15 protein-coding genes are annotated in these 19981 nt (G+C 53.3%); 5 read left to right on the top strand and 10 right to left on the bottom strand.

Annotated elements, in window-relative coordinates; translation table 11 throughout:
• The first annotated feature begins 465 nt into the window (after positions 1-465).
• Complete coding sequence (locus JMJ04_RS13775) at positions 466-1719, top strand: MFS transporter (protein ID WP_201371043.1); 1254 nt, start codon at positions 466-468, stop codon at positions 1717-1719.
• 134 nt (positions 1720-1853) lie between these two features.
• On the opposite strand, the gene JMJ04_RS13770 is transcribed toward JMJ04_RS13775, so the two are convergent.
• From JMJ04_RS13770 to JMJ04_RS13745, 6 genes are all read right to left on the bottom strand, one after another.
• Entirely contained in the window at positions 1854-3275 is a 1422-nt protein-coding gene (locus tag JMJ04_RS13770) for an MFS transporter (protein ID WP_201371042.1), read from the bottom strand.
• Positions 3276-3554: 279 nt separating this feature from the next.
• Positions 3555-4730, bottom strand: a complete 1176-nt coding sequence (locus JMJ04_RS13765; RefSeq protein WP_201371041.1) for a WD40 repeat domain-containing protein — start codon at positions 4728-4730, stop codon at positions 3555-3557.
• Positions 4731-4942: 212 nt separating this feature from the next.
• Positions 4943-6142 (bottom strand): hypothetical protein, encoded by a 1200-nt coding sequence (locus JMJ04_RS13760; RefSeq protein ID WP_201371040.1) that lies wholly within the window; start codon positions 6140-6142, stop codon positions 4943-4945.
• A gap of 164 nt (positions 6143-6306) precedes the next feature.
• Complete coding sequence (locus tag JMJ04_RS13755; RefSeq protein WP_201371039.1) at positions 6307-7299, bottom strand: phosphotransferase; 993 nt, start codon at positions 7297-7299, stop codon at positions 6307-6309.
• A gap of 129 nt (positions 7300-7428) precedes the next feature.
• Positions 7429-9432, bottom strand: coding sequence for an acetoacetate--CoA ligase (locus tag JMJ04_RS13750; RefSeq protein ID WP_201371038.1), 2004 nt, complete (start codon positions 9430-9432; stop codon positions 7429-7431).
• 194 nt (positions 9433-9626) lie between these two features.
• On the bottom strand, positions 9627-10055 hold the full coding sequence (locus tag JMJ04_RS13745; RefSeq protein ID WP_201371037.1) for an SRPBCC family protein: 429 nt from the start codon (positions 10053-10055) through the stop codon (positions 9627-9629).
• 242 nt (positions 10056-10297) lie between these two features.
• Between JMJ04_RS13745 and JMJ04_RS13740 the strand changes: the two genes are divergently transcribed.
• Both JMJ04_RS13740 and JMJ04_RS13735 read left to right on the top strand, forming a co-directional pair.
• On the top strand, positions 10298-11092 hold the full coding sequence (locus JMJ04_RS13740) for an MIP/aquaporin family protein (RefSeq protein WP_201371036.1): 795 nt from the start codon (positions 10298-10300) through the stop codon (positions 11090-11092).
• 207 nt (positions 11093-11299) lie between these two features.
• Positions 11300-12199, top strand: a complete 900-nt coding sequence (locus JMJ04_RS13735; RefSeq protein ID WP_201371035.1) for a SirB1 family protein — start codon at positions 11300-11302, stop codon at positions 12197-12199.
• Here JMJ04_RS13735 and JMJ04_RS13730 read toward each other — a convergent pair.
• Positions 12196-14058 (bottom strand): MutS family DNA mismatch repair protein, encoded by a 1863-nt coding sequence (locus JMJ04_RS13730; protein ID WP_201371034.1) that lies wholly within the window; start codon positions 14056-14058, stop codon positions 12196-12198. The genes JMJ04_RS13735 and JMJ04_RS13730 overlap by 4 nt on opposite strands.
• A 321-nt stretch (positions 14059-14379) precedes the next feature.
• Here JMJ04_RS13730 and JMJ04_RS13725 point away from each other — a divergent pair, with 321 nt between their 5' ends.
• Together JMJ04_RS13725 and JMJ04_RS13720 are read left to right on the top strand one after the other, a co-directional pair.
• Positions 14380-15054, top strand: coding sequence for a carboxylesterase family protein (locus tag JMJ04_RS13725; protein WP_201371033.1), 675 nt, complete (start codon positions 14380-14382; stop codon positions 15052-15054).
• 35 nt (positions 15055-15089) lie between these two features.
• Positions 15090-15860, top strand: coding sequence for a 3-hydroxyacyl-CoA dehydrogenase (locus tag JMJ04_RS13720; RefSeq protein ID WP_201371032.1), 771 nt, complete (start codon positions 15090-15092; stop codon positions 15858-15860).
• Between the two features lie 76 nt (positions 15861-15936).
• Here the strand turns inward: JMJ04_RS13720 and JMJ04_RS13715 are convergent, their stop codons facing one another.
• Genes JMJ04_RS13715 through JMJ04_RS13705 form a run of 3 tightly spaced genes read right to left on the bottom strand, consistent with a single transcriptional unit; the run spans position 15937 to position 19841 of the window.
• A complete protein-coding gene (locus JMJ04_RS13715; protein ID WP_201371031.1) occupies positions 15937-16542 on the bottom strand; it encodes a DUF4388 domain-containing protein in 606 nt (201 codons plus the stop codon).
• A gap of 38 nt (positions 16543-16580) precedes the next feature.
• On the bottom strand, positions 16581-18578 hold the full coding sequence (locus JMJ04_RS13710; RefSeq protein WP_201371030.1) for a methyl-accepting chemotaxis protein: 1998 nt from the start codon (positions 18576-18578) through the stop codon (positions 16581-16583).
• A gap of 57 nt (positions 18579-18635) precedes the next feature.
• Entirely contained in the window at positions 18636-19841 is a 1206-nt protein-coding gene (locus tag JMJ04_RS13705) for an amino acid ABC transporter substrate-binding protein (protein WP_201371029.1), read from the bottom strand.
• Positions 19842-19981: the final 140 nt, after the last annotated feature.

The raw sequence follows: 19981 nt of genomic DNA, 5'->3' as shown, positions 1-19981 counted from the left end.
TCTTCTCTGTTGCTGGCTTCAACAAGCATACCACTTGTTGTCATATCACAGAGCGAAAACCGACCTGCTTAGTATTTTATCATTCTCCCTGTTTCTAGTGTCAGTGCCCCACAAAAGTCAACTGCTCTATTGCGCCAGAACCCTTCACATTGACCAGCCAGAAGGATTTCGCTATACTCATCCCTATAAACAAATGTAAGAAGGACATCTCGTTTTCTAGCAGTCAGTTGGAGGATACCGCACGGTGCAGCCTCATTATTGAGCCTTCTGAGCTGGTTGGAGTACTGGTCAGCGTCCAACTCAAACAAGCATTCATTGCCTCAATCTCACAAGAGAAGCACAAGGCTGCCAGCATGCTCCGCCTGGCCATAGTCGTGCTCCTCCTTTTATTGTGTGCCTCATAAGTCATCTTCACAAAGCTTTTTACTCTTTTCCCTGGACACACAATGAAGGATTTCGCTTTATATGGATCAGATCGATACCTTGCCAGCCAGGCCACCTCAACCCACGGCTAGCTTATGGCGCAATCGCGCCTTCTTGCTCCTCTGGAGTGGGCAGATTGTTTCCGAGACAGGGAGCCAGGTCTCACTTTTCGCGCTCCCATTGCTTGTACTCGCCTTTACCAACTCACCTGCTCAGGCCGGCTTTCTCAGCGCCGTCCAGTTACTGCCCTACCTACTCTTTAGCTTGCCCGCGGGCGCATTGGTGGATCGCTGGAACCGCAAGCTGGTCATGCTGGCCTGCGATACGCTGCGCTGGCTCCTCCTGGCCTCTGTGCCTGTGGCCTTCTATCTCGGTCACCTGACGCTACCACAGCTCTATGTCGTGGCCTTCCTCGAAGGGACAGCCAACGTGCTCTTTGGCATCGCTCAGCTCTCGGCCCTGCCACGTGTAGTCGCGCCCAAGGATGTCCCCTCAGCCTATATGCTGAGCGAAATTACTCAGAGTACCGCCACACTGGTTGGCCCCAGTCTTGGGGGCCTGCTGATTCAGTTCGCAGGCGCTACACTGCCAGGTACGATGCTGACATATATGGCTGATAGCCTCTCTTACCTTGTCTCAGTGCTCTCGCTGGGCGGTATTCGTGTGCCTTTTCAACAGCAACGCGTTGTGACACAACCACAATCGCTCGTGCAGGATGTACTTGAAGGACTACGCTTTCTCTGGCGCCAGCCCCTGCTCCGCCTGATGGCTCTGCTCACGACGCTAATCAATTTTATGCAGGCCGGAATTACCCTGGCGGTGATTCTCCTGGCACGTGACACCCTTCACCTGGACACGCTTACCCTGGGTATCGTCATCAGCGCCAACGGGATTGGGGGCCTCCTGGGAGGCGCCATCGCGCCCTGGCTACAAAGGCACCTGGGCATGGGACCAATCATGCTCGGCTCCCTGCTTGGCTGGACGCTGGCGAGCGTACTACTGGCACTGAGTTCTGGCCCCTGGATGCTCATCCTTGCGATGGGACTAATCGGCCTGCTCTGGCCTTGCTATGCCGTAGTAGTCGTCTCCTACAGACTCTCGCTTGCCCCCGATGAACTGCTGGGGAGGGTAAATAGTTCGTTTCGCCTGCTCACTTTTGGCATTGAACCCGTGGGGAAAGCGCTCTGGGGGCTCCTGCTCCTCCCTCTGGGCGCCCGTCAGGAGTTAGTCTGGATCGCGCTCGGCCTGGGCCTGATCACGCTACTCGCCAGCTTTACACCTCTGCGCCGGGCCTGAAAAACATAGTGAGCCTCACGCACAAATTACTTTTTATTAAAGGTGGTGCAAGTTGGCAGCCTGCGGCTGCCAACTTGCACCACCTTTAATAAAAGCGAGCGCCGCTGGCGCGAGAAGTCAAACAAGGATGATCCCTATTTAGAAAGTAAGCCTTTCTTGGGTGGCTGCAAGAGATCATCGCGATGATAACGCATATAGAGCACACTTAAGAAGGAGCACACACCCATCAAAAGCGAGAATTGCATCAGGCCATAGAAACCATGCCAGTCGACAAAGAGTCCGCCTAGCGAGGTCCCGATAAGCTGTCCTATGGCCAGAACCACTGAGTAGAGGCCCATGACCGCTCCTCGCTTGCCACGCATCGACTCAGCGATGGCGCTCATCTGCATTAATGCCACAGGAGTAAAGCCACTAAGCAAGAGCACACCCAGGGCGACAATACCTAGCAGGATCAGGACTACCGTAGACTGGTCTGGTACGACATCACCCATTGTCTCACCCAACCCGTTTATCACCGTTAGTGCGCTTATCGCTATCCCCAGGCCCACCAGGCCAATCAGCATCACGGTTGAACGGCGGAAACGCGCGACAAACAGCATCCATATGCCCATCCCACAGAGGAAGAGCAGGGCAAAACCTCCCACCCAGAGCGATGACTCCATCTTGCTAAAGCCGCCATAGAGGAGTTGTCCAGGATGGCGCAGAGCCGCCGCGTGTTTAGGATAAGCCAGCATGATAGTGATGAGTACAGCCCACGCCCCCACCAGGGCATTGACCGAGAACCAGGCGGGCAAGAAGGTCGAAATTCGGCGATAGCGCAGGACCTTAAAGCCCTCCAGGAATGAGCGCCGGGACGTGGTACGCTCCTGAATTTCCACGCTCTCGCGCACACCCAGGAAAATGATGAGTAGCGCAAGCATATATAATGCCGCGACAACCAGGAAACCCCAGGTATCAAGCGTACTACTGACCTTTCCCGCAAAGGGAATGGCCAGGCCAATGGCGCCTACCGTCACCACCTCAAAGGCCGTCACTGCACGCATACGCAGGCGCTCTGAGCCAATCGTGATATCCGTCAGGTAGCCCAGGGTCGCAGGCACATTCATACCAGTTGTCGCACCCTCCAGCAGGCGTCCGAATAGGATGATCACGAGCAGCAGCACGAGGTGTACATTCAAGACATGAACATTTGGATGCGGGTAGAGGCGCGAGGCCAGCAAGAAGCAGAGCGTGGCTATGGTTGCCATTATAGGGGAGAATAAGAGAAATGGACGTCTGCCCGCATGATCGGAGAGGCTTCCAACAACAGGCGATAGCAAGAGTTCGGTAATATAGAATGCTTCAAGCACCAGTGCCACTAACGTCGCCGAAGCGAAGCGCTCGCCCAGGTAAAATCCTAAGATGACAAAGCTTGTACGGCCCGCAATACGAATCAGCAAGGTTGAGAGAATGGCCGCAATAAGCGAAAAACGTTGCACCGGAAATCGTGACTGTTCCACCGTCCCTGGGGGACCAGAGGCATGCTCTTTATTATCTTTACTCACATCTGAAATCATTTTCTACCGCTCTCTTTTGTCACAGAACCCACAATGGGTAAAACATTTGCATGCAGCCTTTTTAGCCGGGATGCCACTTTGTAGCTATATCTGTACAGTTCGCGCTCCTCACCCCATTCTCCACTCTTCTCATAATATGCGCAGGTTCATATTTTCTTCGCTGCAATCCACATAATACATGTACTTGTCAGGGGCAAAAAAGTTGTACACGAAGGAAGCTATCCCACTAACGCCTTAGACATCCCCAGGTAGCTGCTAAGTTCATCGTAACGCGGTATGCTAACTCAGCGACCAGACCTTGACCGTCTTGTCCCAGGAGCCAGAGGCGAGATATCTGCCATCAGGCGACCAGGAGAGCGAGCGCACGCCCTCGCTATGCCCACGAAATGTGTGCAACACCTCTCCATTTGTCGCGTCCCAGACCTGCACCGCTTGATCATCGCCCGCCGAGGCCAGGTAACGACCATCATGAGACCAGGCCACACTATAGACGAGGTCGGTATGTCCCTGATACACATAGTGGTGATCCCCTGTGAAGGCATCCCAGACCTGCACCGTCTGGTTATCACAGGCTACCGCTAAACGCTTGCCATCAGGTGACCAGGCCACGCTACGCATCGTAACCGCCATAGGATAGGCAACATGTGTACGCACCAACTTTCCCCCAGCAACCGACCAGACCTGGGTAGTATGATCACTGCTCGCCGAAGCAATAGAGCGGCCATCGGGCGACCAGGAGAGCGCATTGATATTACCTTTGTGTCCCTTGTATGTCAGAGTACTACCGCCCGTGACTACATCCCAGATTGTCACCAAGCGATCGCCTCCGCCTGATGCCAGGTAGCGACCATCGGGCGACCAGGCCACACTCCAGATCCAGGAGCTCGCGCGAAAATCGCGTGGATAATATCCATCCGGCGCATCCCAGGTCTCAAGCCTTTGATCTGCACTGACCGAGGCAAGACGCTTGCTATCAGATGACCAGGCCACGCTATAGACGCTATCGGTATGCCGGCTATAAGGCGTGGCCAGTAGCGTCCCCTGGAGCGCGCTTATGACATGCACAGTCTGGTCATCGCTGGCCGAGGCAAGCGCCTGACCATTGGGCGACCAGGCCACGCTCCACACATAAGAGGTATGGCCGGTATAGGTCAGGAGCGCTGGCTTGTCCTCGACATCTGTTGCGAGTGGCATAGGCATAGGGTGCGAGCGTACAAACCATGTTAACAGGCCAGCTGAACCGACAAGCGCGGCACCAGCAAGGCCCGCACCCAGCAAGACCTTGCGCCGCGTCACGCCAGCTCTGGACGCGGACACGACTCGATCTGGATATGGATGTGGATATATAATTTCGCCTGTGCCCTCAGCCTCGCCTGCGCCGTCAGCCTGCAAACTGGCGAGAACCTCGTCTGCTACAGGCAGTGTCACCGCATCGGTCGACGATTTAGAGGTCAAAGCGGGTAAGGGTGCCGAGGTCTGGGCGCTTATATCCTCCCGCCTGGTAGTTTCCTTTCACCTTTGGCGTCTGCCTCGGCTCACAGGCTCGTCTTCGAGGGAGGTGTATAGTGGACACTTGGCGGAGCCAAGCGTCCACTATACACCTCCCTCCAGCGCCGCAGGCACGAAGAGGAAAAGACTTACGTAAAGAAGATTTGTTAGCCTGGAAATCAGGCAAGCTTCCAGACTTTCGCGTCGCGAAAGAGCGCCTGCGTCTCGTTCTTCTGGGTATACACTGCTACGCCTATCTGGCCCTGCGTCAGGGTAGCATCCTCGACCGATGCCAAAAGCTGATGATTGGCAAAGAGACGAAGCGTGGAGCCCGCAGCCGTAACGGCAATTTGATTATCGGCACCTGGCTTAAACTGGCTGCTGCTACCAGTATAAAGAGAGCGTGGAGGGACATTGCGCCCGGTGTAGACAAGCAGGGTATAACTGCCATTGCTATTAAAGATAAAGGCGTAGTATTTGTAGCCGACATCATCGCCACGAAAGGTTAAGCCAGCAATCTCACCCTTCGTTATCCGCATAGTGAGTTGATAGGTAAAGTTGGTAAACGCAGTCTTGAGTGCAGGGCAGGTGTAATAGGTATTTGCCTCTGGCTCGCGCGCCTGATAGGCACCAGCAGCAAATGTACAGTAGCGGTCCTCCAGCCAGCCATGTTTCTGGCTATTATCCTTAAGGGTATCGGTCAGCACCAGGTCCTTACTAAAAGGATAGGCTGACGCCAGGGCAGTGGCCTGGGCATTGACTGTAGGCGTCACTACCTGATCCTTTGGCGTATTTATCTGGTGGGCAATGTGCATGTAACTATACACGTAGTAGCTCAAACCACCAAGCAGTAGCACACCTAGCAACAGCCCCAGCAGCAGCGGTTTCTTCTTTTTCTGACCCCAGGGCGAGGGAGGAACAGCAGAACTGGTCAGGGGCGTTAGAGAAGGTGGACTGATTGAGGGCTGGCGTGCCTCACTCTGGCTATAAGCAATATTCTGGGGCACATAGAGAGGTTCGGGAGTTGGATTAAATCCAGGAACAGGCGGAAACGATGGTGCTGGTGAAGGAGCGGCCTGCGGGAATGCCTTCTCTGGTGAGAACTCCCATGAACCATAATTGCCAGGTAATGGTGAATCAAGGCTGGTTCCATATCCAGGCTCTACCTGACCACGCCACGCCATTCCCTGTGGGGGTATACCCGGTCCTGATGGTTCATAGAAACCTGGAATAGTTTCCTCGCGCTGAACCTGCACACCCTGCTCCTGGAAAAGCTGTTGCTCTATCTCCGATGGGCGCAAACGCGCACCAAAGCGCTTTATACGCGCGTGACCATTTGTGGCTGAATTGGGGCCTGGTGAATTCGGCTCGTAACCCATACCTACTCCATGTCTCTACTAATTATCTGAATGCCCCCATTACACTGGCTGACGAGCGGCCGCATCACGGAGGAACATACTTGCTGACAGGCATTTTGCTATACGTCACGCGTAGTATAGCACAACGCCTGGGAGTGCCTGTAACTAGAGGGACGTTCTTCCCATCATATCTTTATGCGTTCCCACTTTTCACTAATCGGGATAAAAGGGCCATCAGGCAGAAAGCGCCTGACACGCTCGTTGCCTTCGATATAGAGCTCTTCGTACAGCCACAAATTCTGTGCGCGCATCCATCCATAACAATAGATGAGCAAATCAAGCTCATCATGAGAGAGGGGGAGGAGCGCCCGGTAGCCATCGAGAAATGCCTGGCATAACTCTTTCGCAAAATCACACACGATATCTAATATACGTACAATCTCCCATGCTGCTGGTGCGCTATAAGCTTGATCCCAGTCGATGATCGCGCTGACCTTGTCATGCATAAAAAAGAGATTTGTTTCCTGGTAATCGCCATGAATGACCTGTTGGTGCAATGCGTGAAAATCAGAAAAGGGATCATCCTGATGATCCAGAAGCCATGCACGCCGTGCCGCAAGGTGCGCCAGTACAATTTCATCCTGTGGCTGTATCCTCGGTCGCGCACGAATTATCTCTTCCAGCTCGCCCATATACGCAAAGGTTTTCTGCATATTAAAATGGAAGTTACGCTGTGTCACCTGGACGCAGGGATAGTCACGCAACACAGTGTGTAAGCGCGCTAGACACTGTCCCATTGCCCAGAGATTATGGGAAGAAAGTTCCTGACGCGCCACCTGCCTGCCTGCAGCAAAGGGATAGAGAGCATAGTACACGCCTTCATGCTCAATCCAGGTACCACCATTAAGCAGTGGTAACGGAGGAATCGCCGGTAAGCCTTGTTCATGGACATACTGTGACAGAGCATGCTCATATGTTATCGCTATGTGCCGATCCTGATCATAGCGATAACGACGCAAGGCATAGCGACCAGAGGATGTCTCCAGGAGACGCGTCTGATGGATCGTCCCCTGTTCAGGTATTTGCACATGCAGCAGCGAACCGGATGTAAAGGCAGCCCCCAACCATTCACGCAACAATTCCGCCAATAGTGGCTTTTCCAGTGAAGAATCTGCCATACTTGGCACCTCAAAAAATACAGAAGGCTGATCTCGTGCACCTGACGACGCTACTGAAGTACGTGTCTACATATTAATGGTCATATGTAGACACGTACTTCAGTAGCGTCGTGCCACTCCTACCAGGACTTATACAGCCGTATCCTCACGCCTGGCTACTACCTTCTGGGCGAAGTCTACGAAGTAGGTCAGCGCCTGGGGGTTACTCAGGGCATCCACGCTGGCTGCCTTCTCAACAGGGATACCCATAAAGAGCTTCTTGATCGGCACCTCGAGCTTTTTCCCACTCAGGGTACGCGGCACCTCGGGAATCTGCTGAATCTCATCGGGTACATGATGGGGCGAGACAGTTGAGCGAAGCTGCGTCTTGATCCTCGCCTTCAGGCTCTCATCCAGCTCAACGCCCTCGCGCAAGACCACAAACAGCGGCATGTAATAGCGTCCACCCGGCATTTCCACGCCGATAATCAGGCTATCAAGTACCTCTGGGAGGCTCTCAACCACGCGATAGATCTCACTGCTGCCCATCCGAATGCCCTGCCGGTTGATCGTGGAGTCGGAACGGCCATAAATAATGGCGCTGCCCGAGGGCGTAATTTTGATCCAGTCACCGTGGCGCCAGACACCGGGATAAAGAGAGAAGTAGCTCTCGCGATACCGCTCATAGTTGGGATCGTTCCAGAAGTAGAGCGGCATGGAGGGTAGCGGATTCGTAATCACAAGCTCGCCAACCTCACCAATCAGTGCATTTCCGGCCTCATCAAAAGCTTCAATCTTCGCGCCGAGCATACGACACTGAAGCTCCCCCTCATACACGGGGAGCAGGGGCGAGCAACCCACGAAAGCGGAACACACATCCGTACCACCACTAACTGAGGCTAGCCAGAGGTCGGACTTGACATGCTCATAAACCCAGCGAAACCCCTCGGGCGTCAGCGGCGAACCCGTTGAACCTACAGTTCGCAGGTGACGCAAATCATAGTTCTGGCCCGGCTCGATACCGCTCTTCATACAACTCGAAATATAAGCCGCACTGGTGCCAAAGGTTGTCATCTGTGCATCGGCGGCAAACTGCCACAACGTTCCCATGTTTGGGTAGGCTGGACTACCATCGTAGAGTAGGACTGTTGCCCCTACCAGCAGGCCACCAAGCAGCAGGTTCCACATCATCCAGCCCGTGGTCGAGAACCAGAATAAGCGATCTCCTGGTTTGATATCCTTATCCAGCGTCAGGCACTTCAGGTGTTCCAGGAGAATACCACCATGGCCATGAACGATGGGCTTGGGCAAGCCCGTCGTTCCCGAAGAGTAGAGAATCCACAGCGGATGATCAAAGGGGACTTGCTCAAATTGTAGAGGAGCTGACTTCGCGGCAAGCTCCTGCCAGGAGAGTGTATTCGACAACGCCGCAGGCCGGGTTCCCTGCTCACCAAAGAGATAGGAATAGAGCACAGTATGCTCTACGCTCGGTAGCGACTCCTGCAGTTCCGCAATAATAGGGCGGCGATCAAAACGCTTGCCACCATATTGATACCCATCAATGGCAAATAAAACCTTTGGCTCAATCTGCTTAAAGCGGTCAATAACACTATTGGTGCCAAAATCGGGCGAGCAGCTTGACCAGGTTGCGCCTATGCTGGCACATGCCAGAAAGGTCATCGCTGTTTCGGGAATATTAGGCATATAGCCTACGACGCGATCGCCAGGTTTTACGCCTAGATCCCTCAAGGCCTGGGCGATGGCGCCAACCTTTTGCGTCAGTTCTACCCATGAGACACTAACAAGTTCGTGCCGTTCAGAGCGAAAAAGGAGGGCCGGGCGTGCCTCGGTGGCGTTGCGGAAGGCATGTTCCGCGTAATTGAGGCGCGCACCGGGAAACCATTGCGCCCCTGGCATCACACGTTGGCGCAAGACAGTTGTATAGGGGGTCGATGCCTGAATTGAAAAATATTCCCAGAGAGAGCCCCAGAAGGCTTCAATCTCATTCGCGGACCATTCCCAGAGCGCTTCGCGCGTCTGAAAATGCAGTCCCTTCTTTTCCCGTAACCAGCGCATATAGTGGGTGACGTTGGCCTGTTGCTTCACTGCTTCCGAGGGTTCCCAGAGAGGTTGGCTTTCAAATACTCTTTCCATACAGTCGCTCACTGCCTTTCCCTTGCTCGCTTGCATCATTGTCAAGCTATGAGCCACGATGTCTTAATCTCAACGTCATTATAACACGCTCCCTCTTGCCACGCCTGCGGCGCTCAGGGAGGAAGGTGTATGGTGAGGGGCTGGCAAAAGCCAGCCCCTCACCATACACCTTCCTCGGAGGCGAGCCTGCGAGTCTATGCTTTCTCCAGGTTCTTTTTGAGCTTGTGAACCTGGGCATTAATCTGCTTATCGAGCATGGTGGAGACCAGGCTACGCGCGAATTTCAGCATTCCTCCCGGTTCGCCCTCGCCCATCATGGTAACCCGCGTACCGCTCTCGATTGGTTCGAAGATGATCGTCGTCTCTAAATTCACGGGTCCAGTCAGGCTTTTAAAGCCAAACAGCCTGGGCACCTCGTAGTGCGTTACCTCTGTGGTAAACTCCATACGCTGATTTAGGAACTCACCTGCCTGGAGAAAGCGGGCACCGACGCCCATGGGAACATCATTGACCGGGCGAATTTCGCGTGCAGGTGTCCATTCCGTGACCTTGCACATATCCGTCACGTAGGCAAATACCTCCTCGACCGGACGGTTGATCAGAACGGTCTTCGCTACTCGCACAGCGTCTCCTCCTGCTTCTCTTGCGCTATCCAGTTTTGCTTGTCACGTGCCAGGGTCCTGCACAAAATTATACTCCCTGTATACACATACCCACATGCCTCATATTCTCCAGTTATGCTCCCTGTTCCGCGCCAATCCGCCCGTTTCTTATTGCAATCAGAGACGCATCCCCAGGGATATGTATGCACCCCAACCTCTTTCCGCGTACTAATACTATACAGAATCCAAAAGAGGTATTTTCTATGAAACGAGATATATTTAGACGCAGTTGCGCGGAATTCCTGGGTACCTTCGCCCTGGTCTTCTTTGGTTGTGGGGTACGCGCCATAGTTGGCGATACCGAGAATATCGCAGGCATCTTTGTAGTCCATCTGACCTTCGGTCTGACGGTCGCCGCCATGATCTACCTCTTTAGCTATCTCTCAGCCGCCGTCTTCAATCCCGCAATCACGCTGGGCTTTGCCATTACGCGTCGCCTTCCCTGGCGCCTGATGTTGCCCTACTGGCTGGCCCAATTTGCGGGGGCATGCAGCGCCAGCCTCGTGCATATGCTACTCTTTCCCGACAAAGCCGAGCTGGTCCATTATGGCGCGAACACGCTGAAAACCAGCCTACCAGCCGCAATCATCCTGGAAGCGCTTCTGACCTTTGTATTGATGATGGTCAGTATGGGAAGCGCGACAGATAAACGCTTTGTACGCGCCGATAGCGGACTCACAGTTGGATTCACAATTATCGTCTGCGGCATCCTCGGCAACTCTCTGACTGGCGGCAGCATGAATCCCGCACGCAGCCTGGGGCCTGCCCTCTTTGCGGGTGGTGCTATCCTGGCCAATTCCTGGGTCTATATTGTGGGTCCCTGCCTGGGCGCATTGCTGGGAGCACTGGTGTATGAGCTTCTGCGCGGCAATCAAGAGAATGCCAAGCCGGTCCTCGAAGACTATCCCGTCGCGCCCCGCATCCCCATCCAACACATCTTCACCAGGAAGCTCCAGCAACCTTCACAGCCAGAGCAAGATCAAAAGGCAGCGAGCTAACACACATGGATGTTATGGGCTTAATTCCTTGCGCCTGCGTGTGCCTCTGATAGAACTGAGCTATTTCATGGTATACTTGGCTATATCAAAGTCCTCTAATGCGGTCAAACGTAGCCGTGTGGCGTAGGCGAAAGTACCAGGGCTCCCTGGTACACAGGTCCCTTCCAGCTTGCAACCCATAAGTGGGTATGCTTTAATGCCCTGAGTATGTCAGAGAGATTTTCGCGGGAAAGCCCACAAAAACGCATCTATACTGCGTTCGCATCGCTTCTCGCCCAGGAAGATGCCGCCATAGACCTGGTGGGAGCGGCCCTTCTCATTGCGAAGCTGGCGTATCCAGAAGTAGATATTGCATGCTATCAATCACAGCTCGACGCCCTCGCGCGGCGAGTCCGGGGGATCCTTGGCCTCTCTCCAACCCTCCCTTTGAATGCCATGCCCACCTCACCCGAACGCGAACCACATGAGTTTCTCCAGGCTCTCAACCAGGTCATCTTTGCAGAGGAGGGATTCTGCGGCAACTCCGGCGACTATAATAATCCCGACAATAGTTATCTCAATAAAGTCCTGGATAACCGCGCCGGCATCCCCATTACGCTCTCACTTGTCTATATTGAAGTCGCACGCCGCGCTGGTCTCTTCATCGAAGGCATTGGCCTGCCCTATCACTTTATCGCACGCTGCCAGTATGGCGAAGAAACCTACTACATCGATGCCTTCCACCAGGGACACCTGCTTAGCGAGCAGGAGTGTATAGAGCTGGTGCGCCGGATCGCCCATCGCCCACTCAAGTTACATCATCACTGGTTTGAGCCTGTCCCGCGTAAGCAGATGCTGGGGCGCATACTCAATAACCTCAAACGCATCTACCTGGAGCGCGATGCCTACGAGCCAGCCCTGGCTATCTATGAGCTCATGGTCTTGCTCCATCCTCAATCCGCAGTTCATCGCCGCGAGCGCGGCCTGCTTCACCTGCAACTTAAGCACTATGGCCGCGCCCTGCATGACCTGATGGCCTATCGCGAACTGGCCCCAGAGGCCAAAGACCGTTACGAGGTCCTCAACTATATCAAGATGATCCGCCAGGCCATCGCGATGATGAACTAGCGCACATCGACCTCCTCCACGGGAAGCCCCTCCATCTGCATAATCTTGAGCGCGTTGGTCGTAGGACAGGGGCCGGTGCGTAGTTTATAATCAAAGACCATCTGCCCCTCGACCACCTCCTCGCGGAAGTGATAGTTCTTCAGGTCGTGGACCGCCTCCTCCAGATGGACCAGTTCCAGGTCATGGGTAGAGATCGCACCCAGACAATCATGACCCACAATGGCACGCACAAACGCCCGGCTACCGCTGAGGCGCTCCCGGTTATTGGTGCCCTTAAAGATCTCGTCGATCAAGAAGAAGAGAGGATAAGGAGAAGACTGCTCCAACGCATCTAGCAACTGACGCAGGCGCCTGACTTCAGCATAGAAGTAGGAGTAGCCATCCGTCACCGAGTCGTTGACACGGATGCAGGTAAAGAGACGAAACAGGCGCGTTGTCAGCGCGCTAGCACAGACAGGCCCACCCGCATAAGCCAGGCAGAGATTGACGCCCAGTGTGCGCAAAAAGGTGCTCTTGCCCGCCATATTTGAGCCTGTCAGAATATCCACTTCGCCCAGCCTATGAAAAGCGAAATCATTGGTTACACGAACACGATCCTGGATAAGCGGATGCCCAAGGGAATGCGCGCTAAAGAGCGGTGCCTTCTCCTGTGTGGGCTGATCATTCGCCAACACTTCGGGCAGGATATACTCTGGATTGAGGTAGGCAAAGGCCGCGAGCGCGTTTAAAGCCTCCAGTTCAAACCAGGTATCCAGCCAGCCAGGAAGAAACTTGACGATCTGCTCTTTGTACTGGCCCAGGCGATAGGCGCAGTATGCATCCCAGGGTAGAAAGAGGTTCACCAGCAACCAGAGCAGCCCATTGGCCTTCAAACCTGCCGCAGAGGAGATGCGACCAATGCCGCGTAGCACGCGTGAGGGTCGATTCTCACCCTGCTGCTGAAAGGCCGCGCATAAACGCGCCAGGTGCTGGTTGCGCCCATAGGAGTAGCTCTCCAGGAAGCCAAAGACCGACCCTAGCGCACCAAAGTTATCACTCATGTAGCCCGCATCTTCGAAGATATTGCCCCGTATCTTCTGCGTGAGCGCGAGGAAAAAGATTCCACCAAAGAAGGTCAGCACCCAGAGATCGGGCGTATGAGTGACCACACTCGCCACCAGGTCTATAAGTGTAAAGACGTTCAAGGCGAGCGAGGCCCATAGCAGAGGGCGCACGCCTTTAGAGGGCGGATTACGCTTTAGCCAGTCGACAAGCTCCTGCCCCTGCATCTGGCCGGTCTTGCCTTTTGTCGCAATCAGCGAGAAGAGCACCAGCTTATCGCGGAAACGGCTCAACGGACGCAGTTCCTCAACCAACGCCTGGCGTGTCCGTATACGCTCCAGATCCGGCTCCGTTGCCAGAAGCCACGAGCGCAGGCGCTCGCTTCCCTCACGAGAGAAGGACATGTCCAGCAGGCGATGCAGCGAGTATTTCCCCGTCACATCCAGGTCAAACTCAAAGGGATGATCCTCCTGCCCGCTTGCGGAGGCGGGAGCCGGTATGTGCTCCCAATCCAACCTAGCACGCGCAAGATGTGTCGATTTGATCAAGAGCCAGGCCTTGTGGCGTGCCAGGCTTCTATCGACCTGGCTATGGTAATACGCGGCAACACCAAAGGCCAGCAGGCTGAGCACTCCCAGGATAATCCCCAGCCACCAGAGAAAAAAGCCCACCGCCAGGCTAACAGCCAGGCCTCCAAAGAAAATAAACAGCCGTATCCACGAGTAGCGATTGCTACGCACATCTAATTGTTCTATATGACGCTGTACCCGCTGAAGCTGTCGCTCCAATAGGTGTACACGTTTCTCTTTCTTCTCCACGCGTTCGATCCTTTAAAAATCAGCTTCTATGGTGCATCTTCGCGCCTGCGGCGCTCAAAGAATTGTGTGCAGGAGATATGTGCTGCTGGCTTTGCCAGCAGCACATATCTCCTACATAATAGGCAGTCTAGCACTCCTGCACCTCAGGCACAAGCCGTCAGAAACAGCTCATATAAGAGACGATACTACTTGTACTGTCGTCATCTTTTATGATAAGAATAGAGAGAACGGCATAGGGTCCATAAAAAACGCCGTTGGTAACGATGTACCTCATAATGGGTGGATCGTTCCAACATCAGCCTCTCTATGGAGAACCAATTCATGCATAGCATACAACAGGAAGAGACCCTGCACGATACCACAACCAATGCAGTCCTTCTGCGTTACCTACTTTATCTTCCCGATAACTACGAGATGTTAGCGGGGACGCGCTGGCCGCTCGTGCTTTTTTTGCATGGGGTGGGTGAGCGCGGGGACAATCTGGACCTGCTCAAAAAGTATGGTCCGCCCAGGCAGGTTGAAGAAGGAGAACGCTTCCCTTTCATTCTGATCTCGCCTCAATGTCCAGACGATACCTCCTGGTCCGCGAAACAGGAAGAATTGATCGCCCTGCTGGATGAGGTAACCCAGACCTACTCGGTCGATACTAATCGCGTCTACGCGACGGGCGTCAGCATGGGAGGATATGGTACCTGGGCGTTGGTGGCGGCCCATCCCGAGCGCTTCGCAGCTGCCATCCCTATCTGTGGCGGGGGTGATCCATCTACGGTAGCTAACATGCGCGATGTACCGGTCTGGGCCTTCCATGGCGCCAAAGACACGATCGTCCCTCTCAGGGCAAGTCAGAACATGATTAACGCACTTGAGCAAGTAAGAGGAAAAGCCAAGCTGACCATCTATCCCGAGGCCGGACATGATAGCTGGACGCCGGCCTATGCTGATCCACAACTCTATTCCTGGCTTCTTGAGCACAGCAAAGTAGCTGAAACACGCTAAATTTTTTATTATCCAAGGAAGGAAAGGGAGCAACAATGCAGATTGCCAACAAAGGAGTTATCGTCACTGGCGGAGCCTCGGGTCTGGGGGCCGCCTGCGTACGCCTGCTCGCGGGCGAGGGCGCTAAAGTGACGATCCTTGACTTCAACGCCGAAACAGGCCAGGCTCTAGCGAACGAGCTAGGGAGCACGGTCATATTTAGCCAAACCGATGTCACTAATGAAGAGCAGGTACAGGCCGCGATCAAGGCCGCGCAGGCTCACAGTGGCGAGATCAATATCGCCATCAACTGCGCAGGCATCGGCATCGCGGAAAAGATCCTGAGCAAACGCGGCATTCACTCGCTCGCCAACTTCAGCAAGGTCATCTCCGTCAACCTCATCGGCACCTTTAACGTCATCCGCCTGGCTGCGGCGGCCATGAGCGAGAATCAGCCTATGGGAGACGACGGTGAGCGCGGAGTGATTATCAATACTGCCTCAGTCGCGGCCTTCGACGGTCAAATTGGACAGGCCGCCTACTCGGCCTCCAAAGGCGGGATCGTAGGCATGACCCTACCCATTGCACGCGAGCTTGCCAGCCTGGGCATTCGCGTCATGACCATTGCCCCAGGTATCTTCGATACCCCACTCATGGCAGGCCTTCCCGAAGCAGCCCGCATCTCGCTTGGCCAGCAGGTCCCCTTCCCCTCACGCCTGGGCCGCCCCGACGAGTACGCCGCCCTCGCCAGGCACATCATCGAGAACACCATGCTAAACGGCGAAGTTATCCGCCTGGATGGTAGCATTCGCATGAGTCCTCGCTAAAAGCGCCTATAGCGAGAAGCCCGACCCTGCGATTGCGGCATGCCACAATCGCAGGGTCGGGCTTCTCACATGCTCATCATCTTACTACACGAATGATCGTTAACTCTTCCAGTGTCTGTAAAATCTGGCTCATTTCTTCAGGTGTACAGTTTATAGACCTGATTAACTCTCCAACTGCCTGACGACCATCGATTGCTAAGATGACCTGGCGATATAAGCGTGGAAGCCCCGCCTTCTCGATAACTCCAATCGCCTTCATAACTGACATCGTCGCTCTAGGAACTGCTGTCAGCGGAAACGAGTTATTGCCAGATGCGGTGGCAGGCTGCCCCCCCTGCTGAGGCGCTGATTGCCTCAGCTGAGGTATCACAGGTGAAGTCTCGCGCTGGCTCGGAATGGGACCGGTCTGTTGCAGTGGTCCCGTAGTCAGATGGGGAATAAAAACAAATACGCACTTCCCCCAGCCTATCATTATATTGAGCGCATCCGGCCCCATATATGATCCCACCTGGGCGAAAACAATTTGTCCATTGGTAAACCCAATGCTCCCGATCTCGGCATTTATTCCTTCTCCACGCCCCACTCGCAGCTCTCCGGTCCTACCTTCTACTTGAATAATCTGTATAATCCTGGAAAGATTATCAGTTATTCTTCCTTGTTGTTGCGTCACATCTTTCTCCACATGTTCCCTCTTTACTCAAATGCTGAAAGAGACGCTCACTAAAAGCTACGTTGGGGGAATGCCTGTTGTGCCACAATATGTTCACGATTGGTTTGCGCAAAGATGTCCTGATCATCACGCAGCTTAAAGACCTCAGCGGAAACTAGGAGCTGCTCGGCCAGTTGGGCAACGCGTTCCATGCGTTTAGCCTCCTCACGGATACTCTGACTACTCTGTAGTGTCGATGAGGAAACACCTCGCATGACCTGCGCGACACTACTAGAGGTTTGTAATTGTTGCTGTGCTGCCTGATTGATCATCTCTATTTCACGAGATTGGTATTCAATAGCGGAAACGATGGCCTCAAAGGCCGCACCAGCCTCTCTTGACAACTGGGCACCAGTCGCAGCCTCGGTTTCGGTATCTTGTATAGAGATGGTTACTGACTCGATGTCTTCAAGAAGCTGTTTCACGATGCGCTCGATTTTACTGGTCTGTGTCTTCGCGACCTCAGCCGATCGACGAATATCATCTGCCACTGCTCGGAAGGCTTTGCCATTTTCTCCAGCCAGCGCTGCCTGGATCGAGGCATCCAACGCCAGGCGGTTTGTTTGGTGAGCAATGCCCGAAATGATTTTCACAATGTCACTAATCTCTTGCGAATGCTCCGCTAATTGCTGCACCTTCGTAGCACTCAAATGCACATCATTATTGATATGCCCCATCCCTTCGACAGTGCGCAGCACGGCATTACGACCAGATTGTGTCGTCTGGTATACCCTACCTCCCACTTGCGAGAGCACCTGAACACGCTGAGCGACCACACGACTTGTATTGGCCATCTCGCTGATATTTGTGGTCGCTGAGGAGATTTGCACAATTTGTTCGTCCGCACTGTCTACAAGCTGCGCCATATCATCGTATGTCTGCAGCGTTGCGCGCTCAACCTCATTCGCCAGGGTCTTGAAGTTAATGACGAGAACACCCAGTTCGCTGACCATATAGTTGAAGAAGGAGGCCAATACACCCAGGCTGTCTGAGGACACCGTCGCCTGCACGCGCAGGTCGCCCTGACCCGCGCCACTGACCTCTCCGATCAGGCGCTCAACCTGCATCTGGAGCGTTGTATGGCGCATCTCTGCTTCTTTAATAAGCTGAACAATGCTATTCAGCATATTATTCATTGAGAGTGCGACCATTTGGATCTCATCTCGCCCTTCCACATGCACACGCTGACTTGTATCACCCTGCGCGATTTTGGTAGTCAGAGTAGCAAGCTGGCGCAGGGGACGTGAAATAGTCGCGTTGACAAGGGCGGCTGTAAAGCCAATAACGGCAATAATAAGCAGAATAGCCAGGACTGTCGCAATCTGGACAGGCATAATTTCTGAATTATTCAGAGCGGTCACCGCCTGTCCCACAGTTGTCGCCGCACCTACGACCGTCTGCCAACTCTGCTGCAACGTTTGAAACTTAAGGTTGGCCTGAAAGAGGGTTGCATAAGCTGGTTGATACTGTAGGTCTGGGTTATGCAGTTGCGCTAAAACCTGGTCCTGTAACTGCTTATATGCATTCCACTGCGTTTTTGTGACGTTATCAAGAGCCGCCTGCTGACCTGTGATTAGAGGAGCATTCGCGTCATCGCTGGCAAGAATATTATGAATGACACTCATATTAGGAGAAGACGCGATTTTATAGGTTGTATTATAGTTTTGTAACGTCTGATTGAAGTCGGTCTCACGAGCCACAATATCCTTCTCAATCAGAGCGCCTGAGGCTGCCAAAGATGGATCTCCTTGCAGAAGATCATTGTTGCTGGCAAAAATCTGCGCGAAACGCGCCTGTAGTAAGGCATTCATGCGCTGTAGATTAATTTGTTGAGTGGTCGCAATCTGCTGCGCCTCAAAGCTTGTCTTTACCGCTTGAGCATGGGTCTGCTCCGCCTGTAAGTAAAAAGAACCCAGCAAAACCATAGACAGTACTGCAATTACAGCCATGACTGTAAATAGGATAAAGAGTCGCGGGAAGATGCGTAGATTGCGTATAAATGTAAACATTCCAGTGCTAATCCTCTCTGGCTGCATCCAATGATGAAACTTTCACACGAACAAGTCTTAGGACCAGGTACTCTTGGGATACTCTGGATTCGCTTGCGCGTTGGTGAAAGGATATACAGGAACAAATTGTCCTTGCAGCCACTGGAACAAGGTGGGAATACCAATGGTATTGCCCCCATCTGCGTCAAATCGGAGCGGTCCCTGTAAGCTATTGAATACATTCGTGTGCAGCGCCTTGATAAGGGTAGCATTGTCAAGGCTATGCGTTTGCGTCACGGCTTGCTCCAACAACTGTCCCGCGGAGTAAGCTTCCGAAGTTGTTGTGCTAATATCCTCTGGGGAGCCGCCATATTTGGCAACATATGCCTGCACAAACTGGGTATTCTGATAGGTTGCCGCGTGAGCATACCACCCGCTATTTGGGGCAAACACGCCCTCTGCCGTGCTAGCGCCAAGAGCATTGAGAAATTGCGAGCCTTCTTCTGGACCCGAGGTCGAGACAATCGCTTTAGGATTATAGTGCTCTGCCTTAAACTCCTTGATAAAGCTGAGGCAATCCTCAAGGCCACTGGTACCAAGGACAACTACATCAGCCTTTGATTGCGCAATCTGCTTTGCCATCTGTGGAATATTGGCATTTGTTTCATAGGGAACCTTTGAATAGACTGTTTTCAGGGTACCCTCCGGTAGCCCTAAAATAGTCGCTGATGCACTCACCTGAGGCGTGGTAAACGGGCTATCTACCGATACATAGGCAGCAGTCTGCGGACGCATACTCTGAGGCAAGGATAAAATATAGTAGGAAAAAGCCTGCAGGTTCTGCTGTGAAGGGAGAGTAACCACAAAGATATTGTCGAACTGCAACTTGAAAATGCTTGGAGCATTTCCCGTAGGCGCAAACATGGCAGCTTTATGCTGGTGCGCTACAATGGCAGCTGACTTAGTCAGCAAACTGGAATATGGACCAAAGAGCAGGTCTACATGATCTTTATCAATCAATGTTTGATAATTGGCTGTAACACGTTTAGGATCACTTCCATCATCCAGACCAACAAGCGTTACCGGGCGACCAAGCAAGCCTCCCCTCTGGTTCGCACCCTCTGCCCAAAGGACAAGTCCCTGCTGAAGCGCCTTGCCATCATTGGCAAACTGACCTGTTAATGATGTAGAATACCCAATTTTTATTGGAGTTTGATCTGTAAAAGTAGTGGTGGACTGTGAGCAGGCACTCAAACTAGCGAGGAGCATTAAAGCCACAAGCATGCTGGTTAGCGCCTTTTTCATATATTTGCAAGGACGTGTAAACACACTATTCCTCCTAAAAATGAGTGCAAAAAAATAAAATATGCGTCAAAATTTACTCTAATTTCCAAGAAAGCATGCTATGTCTTAAACACAGCATG

It is taken from the genome of Ktedonobacter robiniae (genome assembly GCF_016587375.1).
Lineage (GTDB): Bacteria > Chloroflexota > Ktedonobacteria > Ktedonobacterales > Ktedonobacteraceae > Ktedonobacter > Ktedonobacter robiniae.
This window is presented reverse-complemented; position numbering and strand designations above follow the sequence as displayed.

What these genes read in the sequence shown, in the direction of transcription:
- JMJ04_RS13775 (WP_201371043.1), top strand. Translation starts at nt 466, where the DNA reads ATGGATCAGATCGATACCTTGCCAGCCAGGCCACCTCAACCCACGGCT.
- JMJ04_RS13770 (WP_201371042.1), bottom strand. Translation starts at nt 3,275, where the DNA reads ATGATTTCAGATGTGAGTAAAGATAATAAAGAGCATGCCTCTGGTCCC.
- JMJ04_RS13760 (WP_201371040.1), bottom strand. Translation starts at nt 6,142, where the DNA reads ATGGGTTACGAGCCGAATTCACCAGGCCCCAATTCAGCCACAAATGGT.
- JMJ04_RS13755 (WP_201371039.1), bottom strand. Translation starts at nt 7,299, where the DNA reads ATGGCAGATTCTTCACTGGAAAAGCCACTATTGGCGGAATTGTTGCGT.
- JMJ04_RS13750 (WP_201371038.1), bottom strand. Translation starts at nt 9,432, where the DNA reads ATGGAAAGAGTATTTGAAAGCCAACCTCTCTGGGAACCCTCGGAAGCA.
- JMJ04_RS13740 (WP_201371036.1), top strand. Translation starts at nt 10,298, where the DNA reads ATGAAACGAGATATATTTAGACGCAGTTGCGCGGAATTCCTGGGTACC.
- JMJ04_RS13735 (WP_201371035.1), top strand. Translation starts at nt 11,300, where the DNA reads ATGTCAGAGAGATTTTCGCGGGAAAGCCCACAAAAACGCATCTATACT.
- JMJ04_RS13725 (WP_201371033.1), top strand. Translation starts at nt 14,380, where the DNA reads ATGCATAGCATACAACAGGAAGAGACCCTGCACGATACCACAACCAAT.
- JMJ04_RS13720 (WP_201371032.1), top strand. Translation starts at nt 15,090, where the DNA reads ATGCAGATTGCCAACAAAGGAGTTATCGTCACTGGCGGAGCCTCGGGT.
- JMJ04_RS13710 (WP_201371030.1), bottom strand. Translation starts at nt 18,578, where the DNA reads ATGTTTACATTTATACGCAATCTACGCATCTTCCCGCGACTCTTTATC.
- JMJ04_RS13705 (WP_201371029.1), bottom strand. Translation starts at nt 19,841, where the DNA reads ATGCTTGTGGCTTTAATGCTCCTCGCTAGTTTGAGTGCCTGCTCACAG.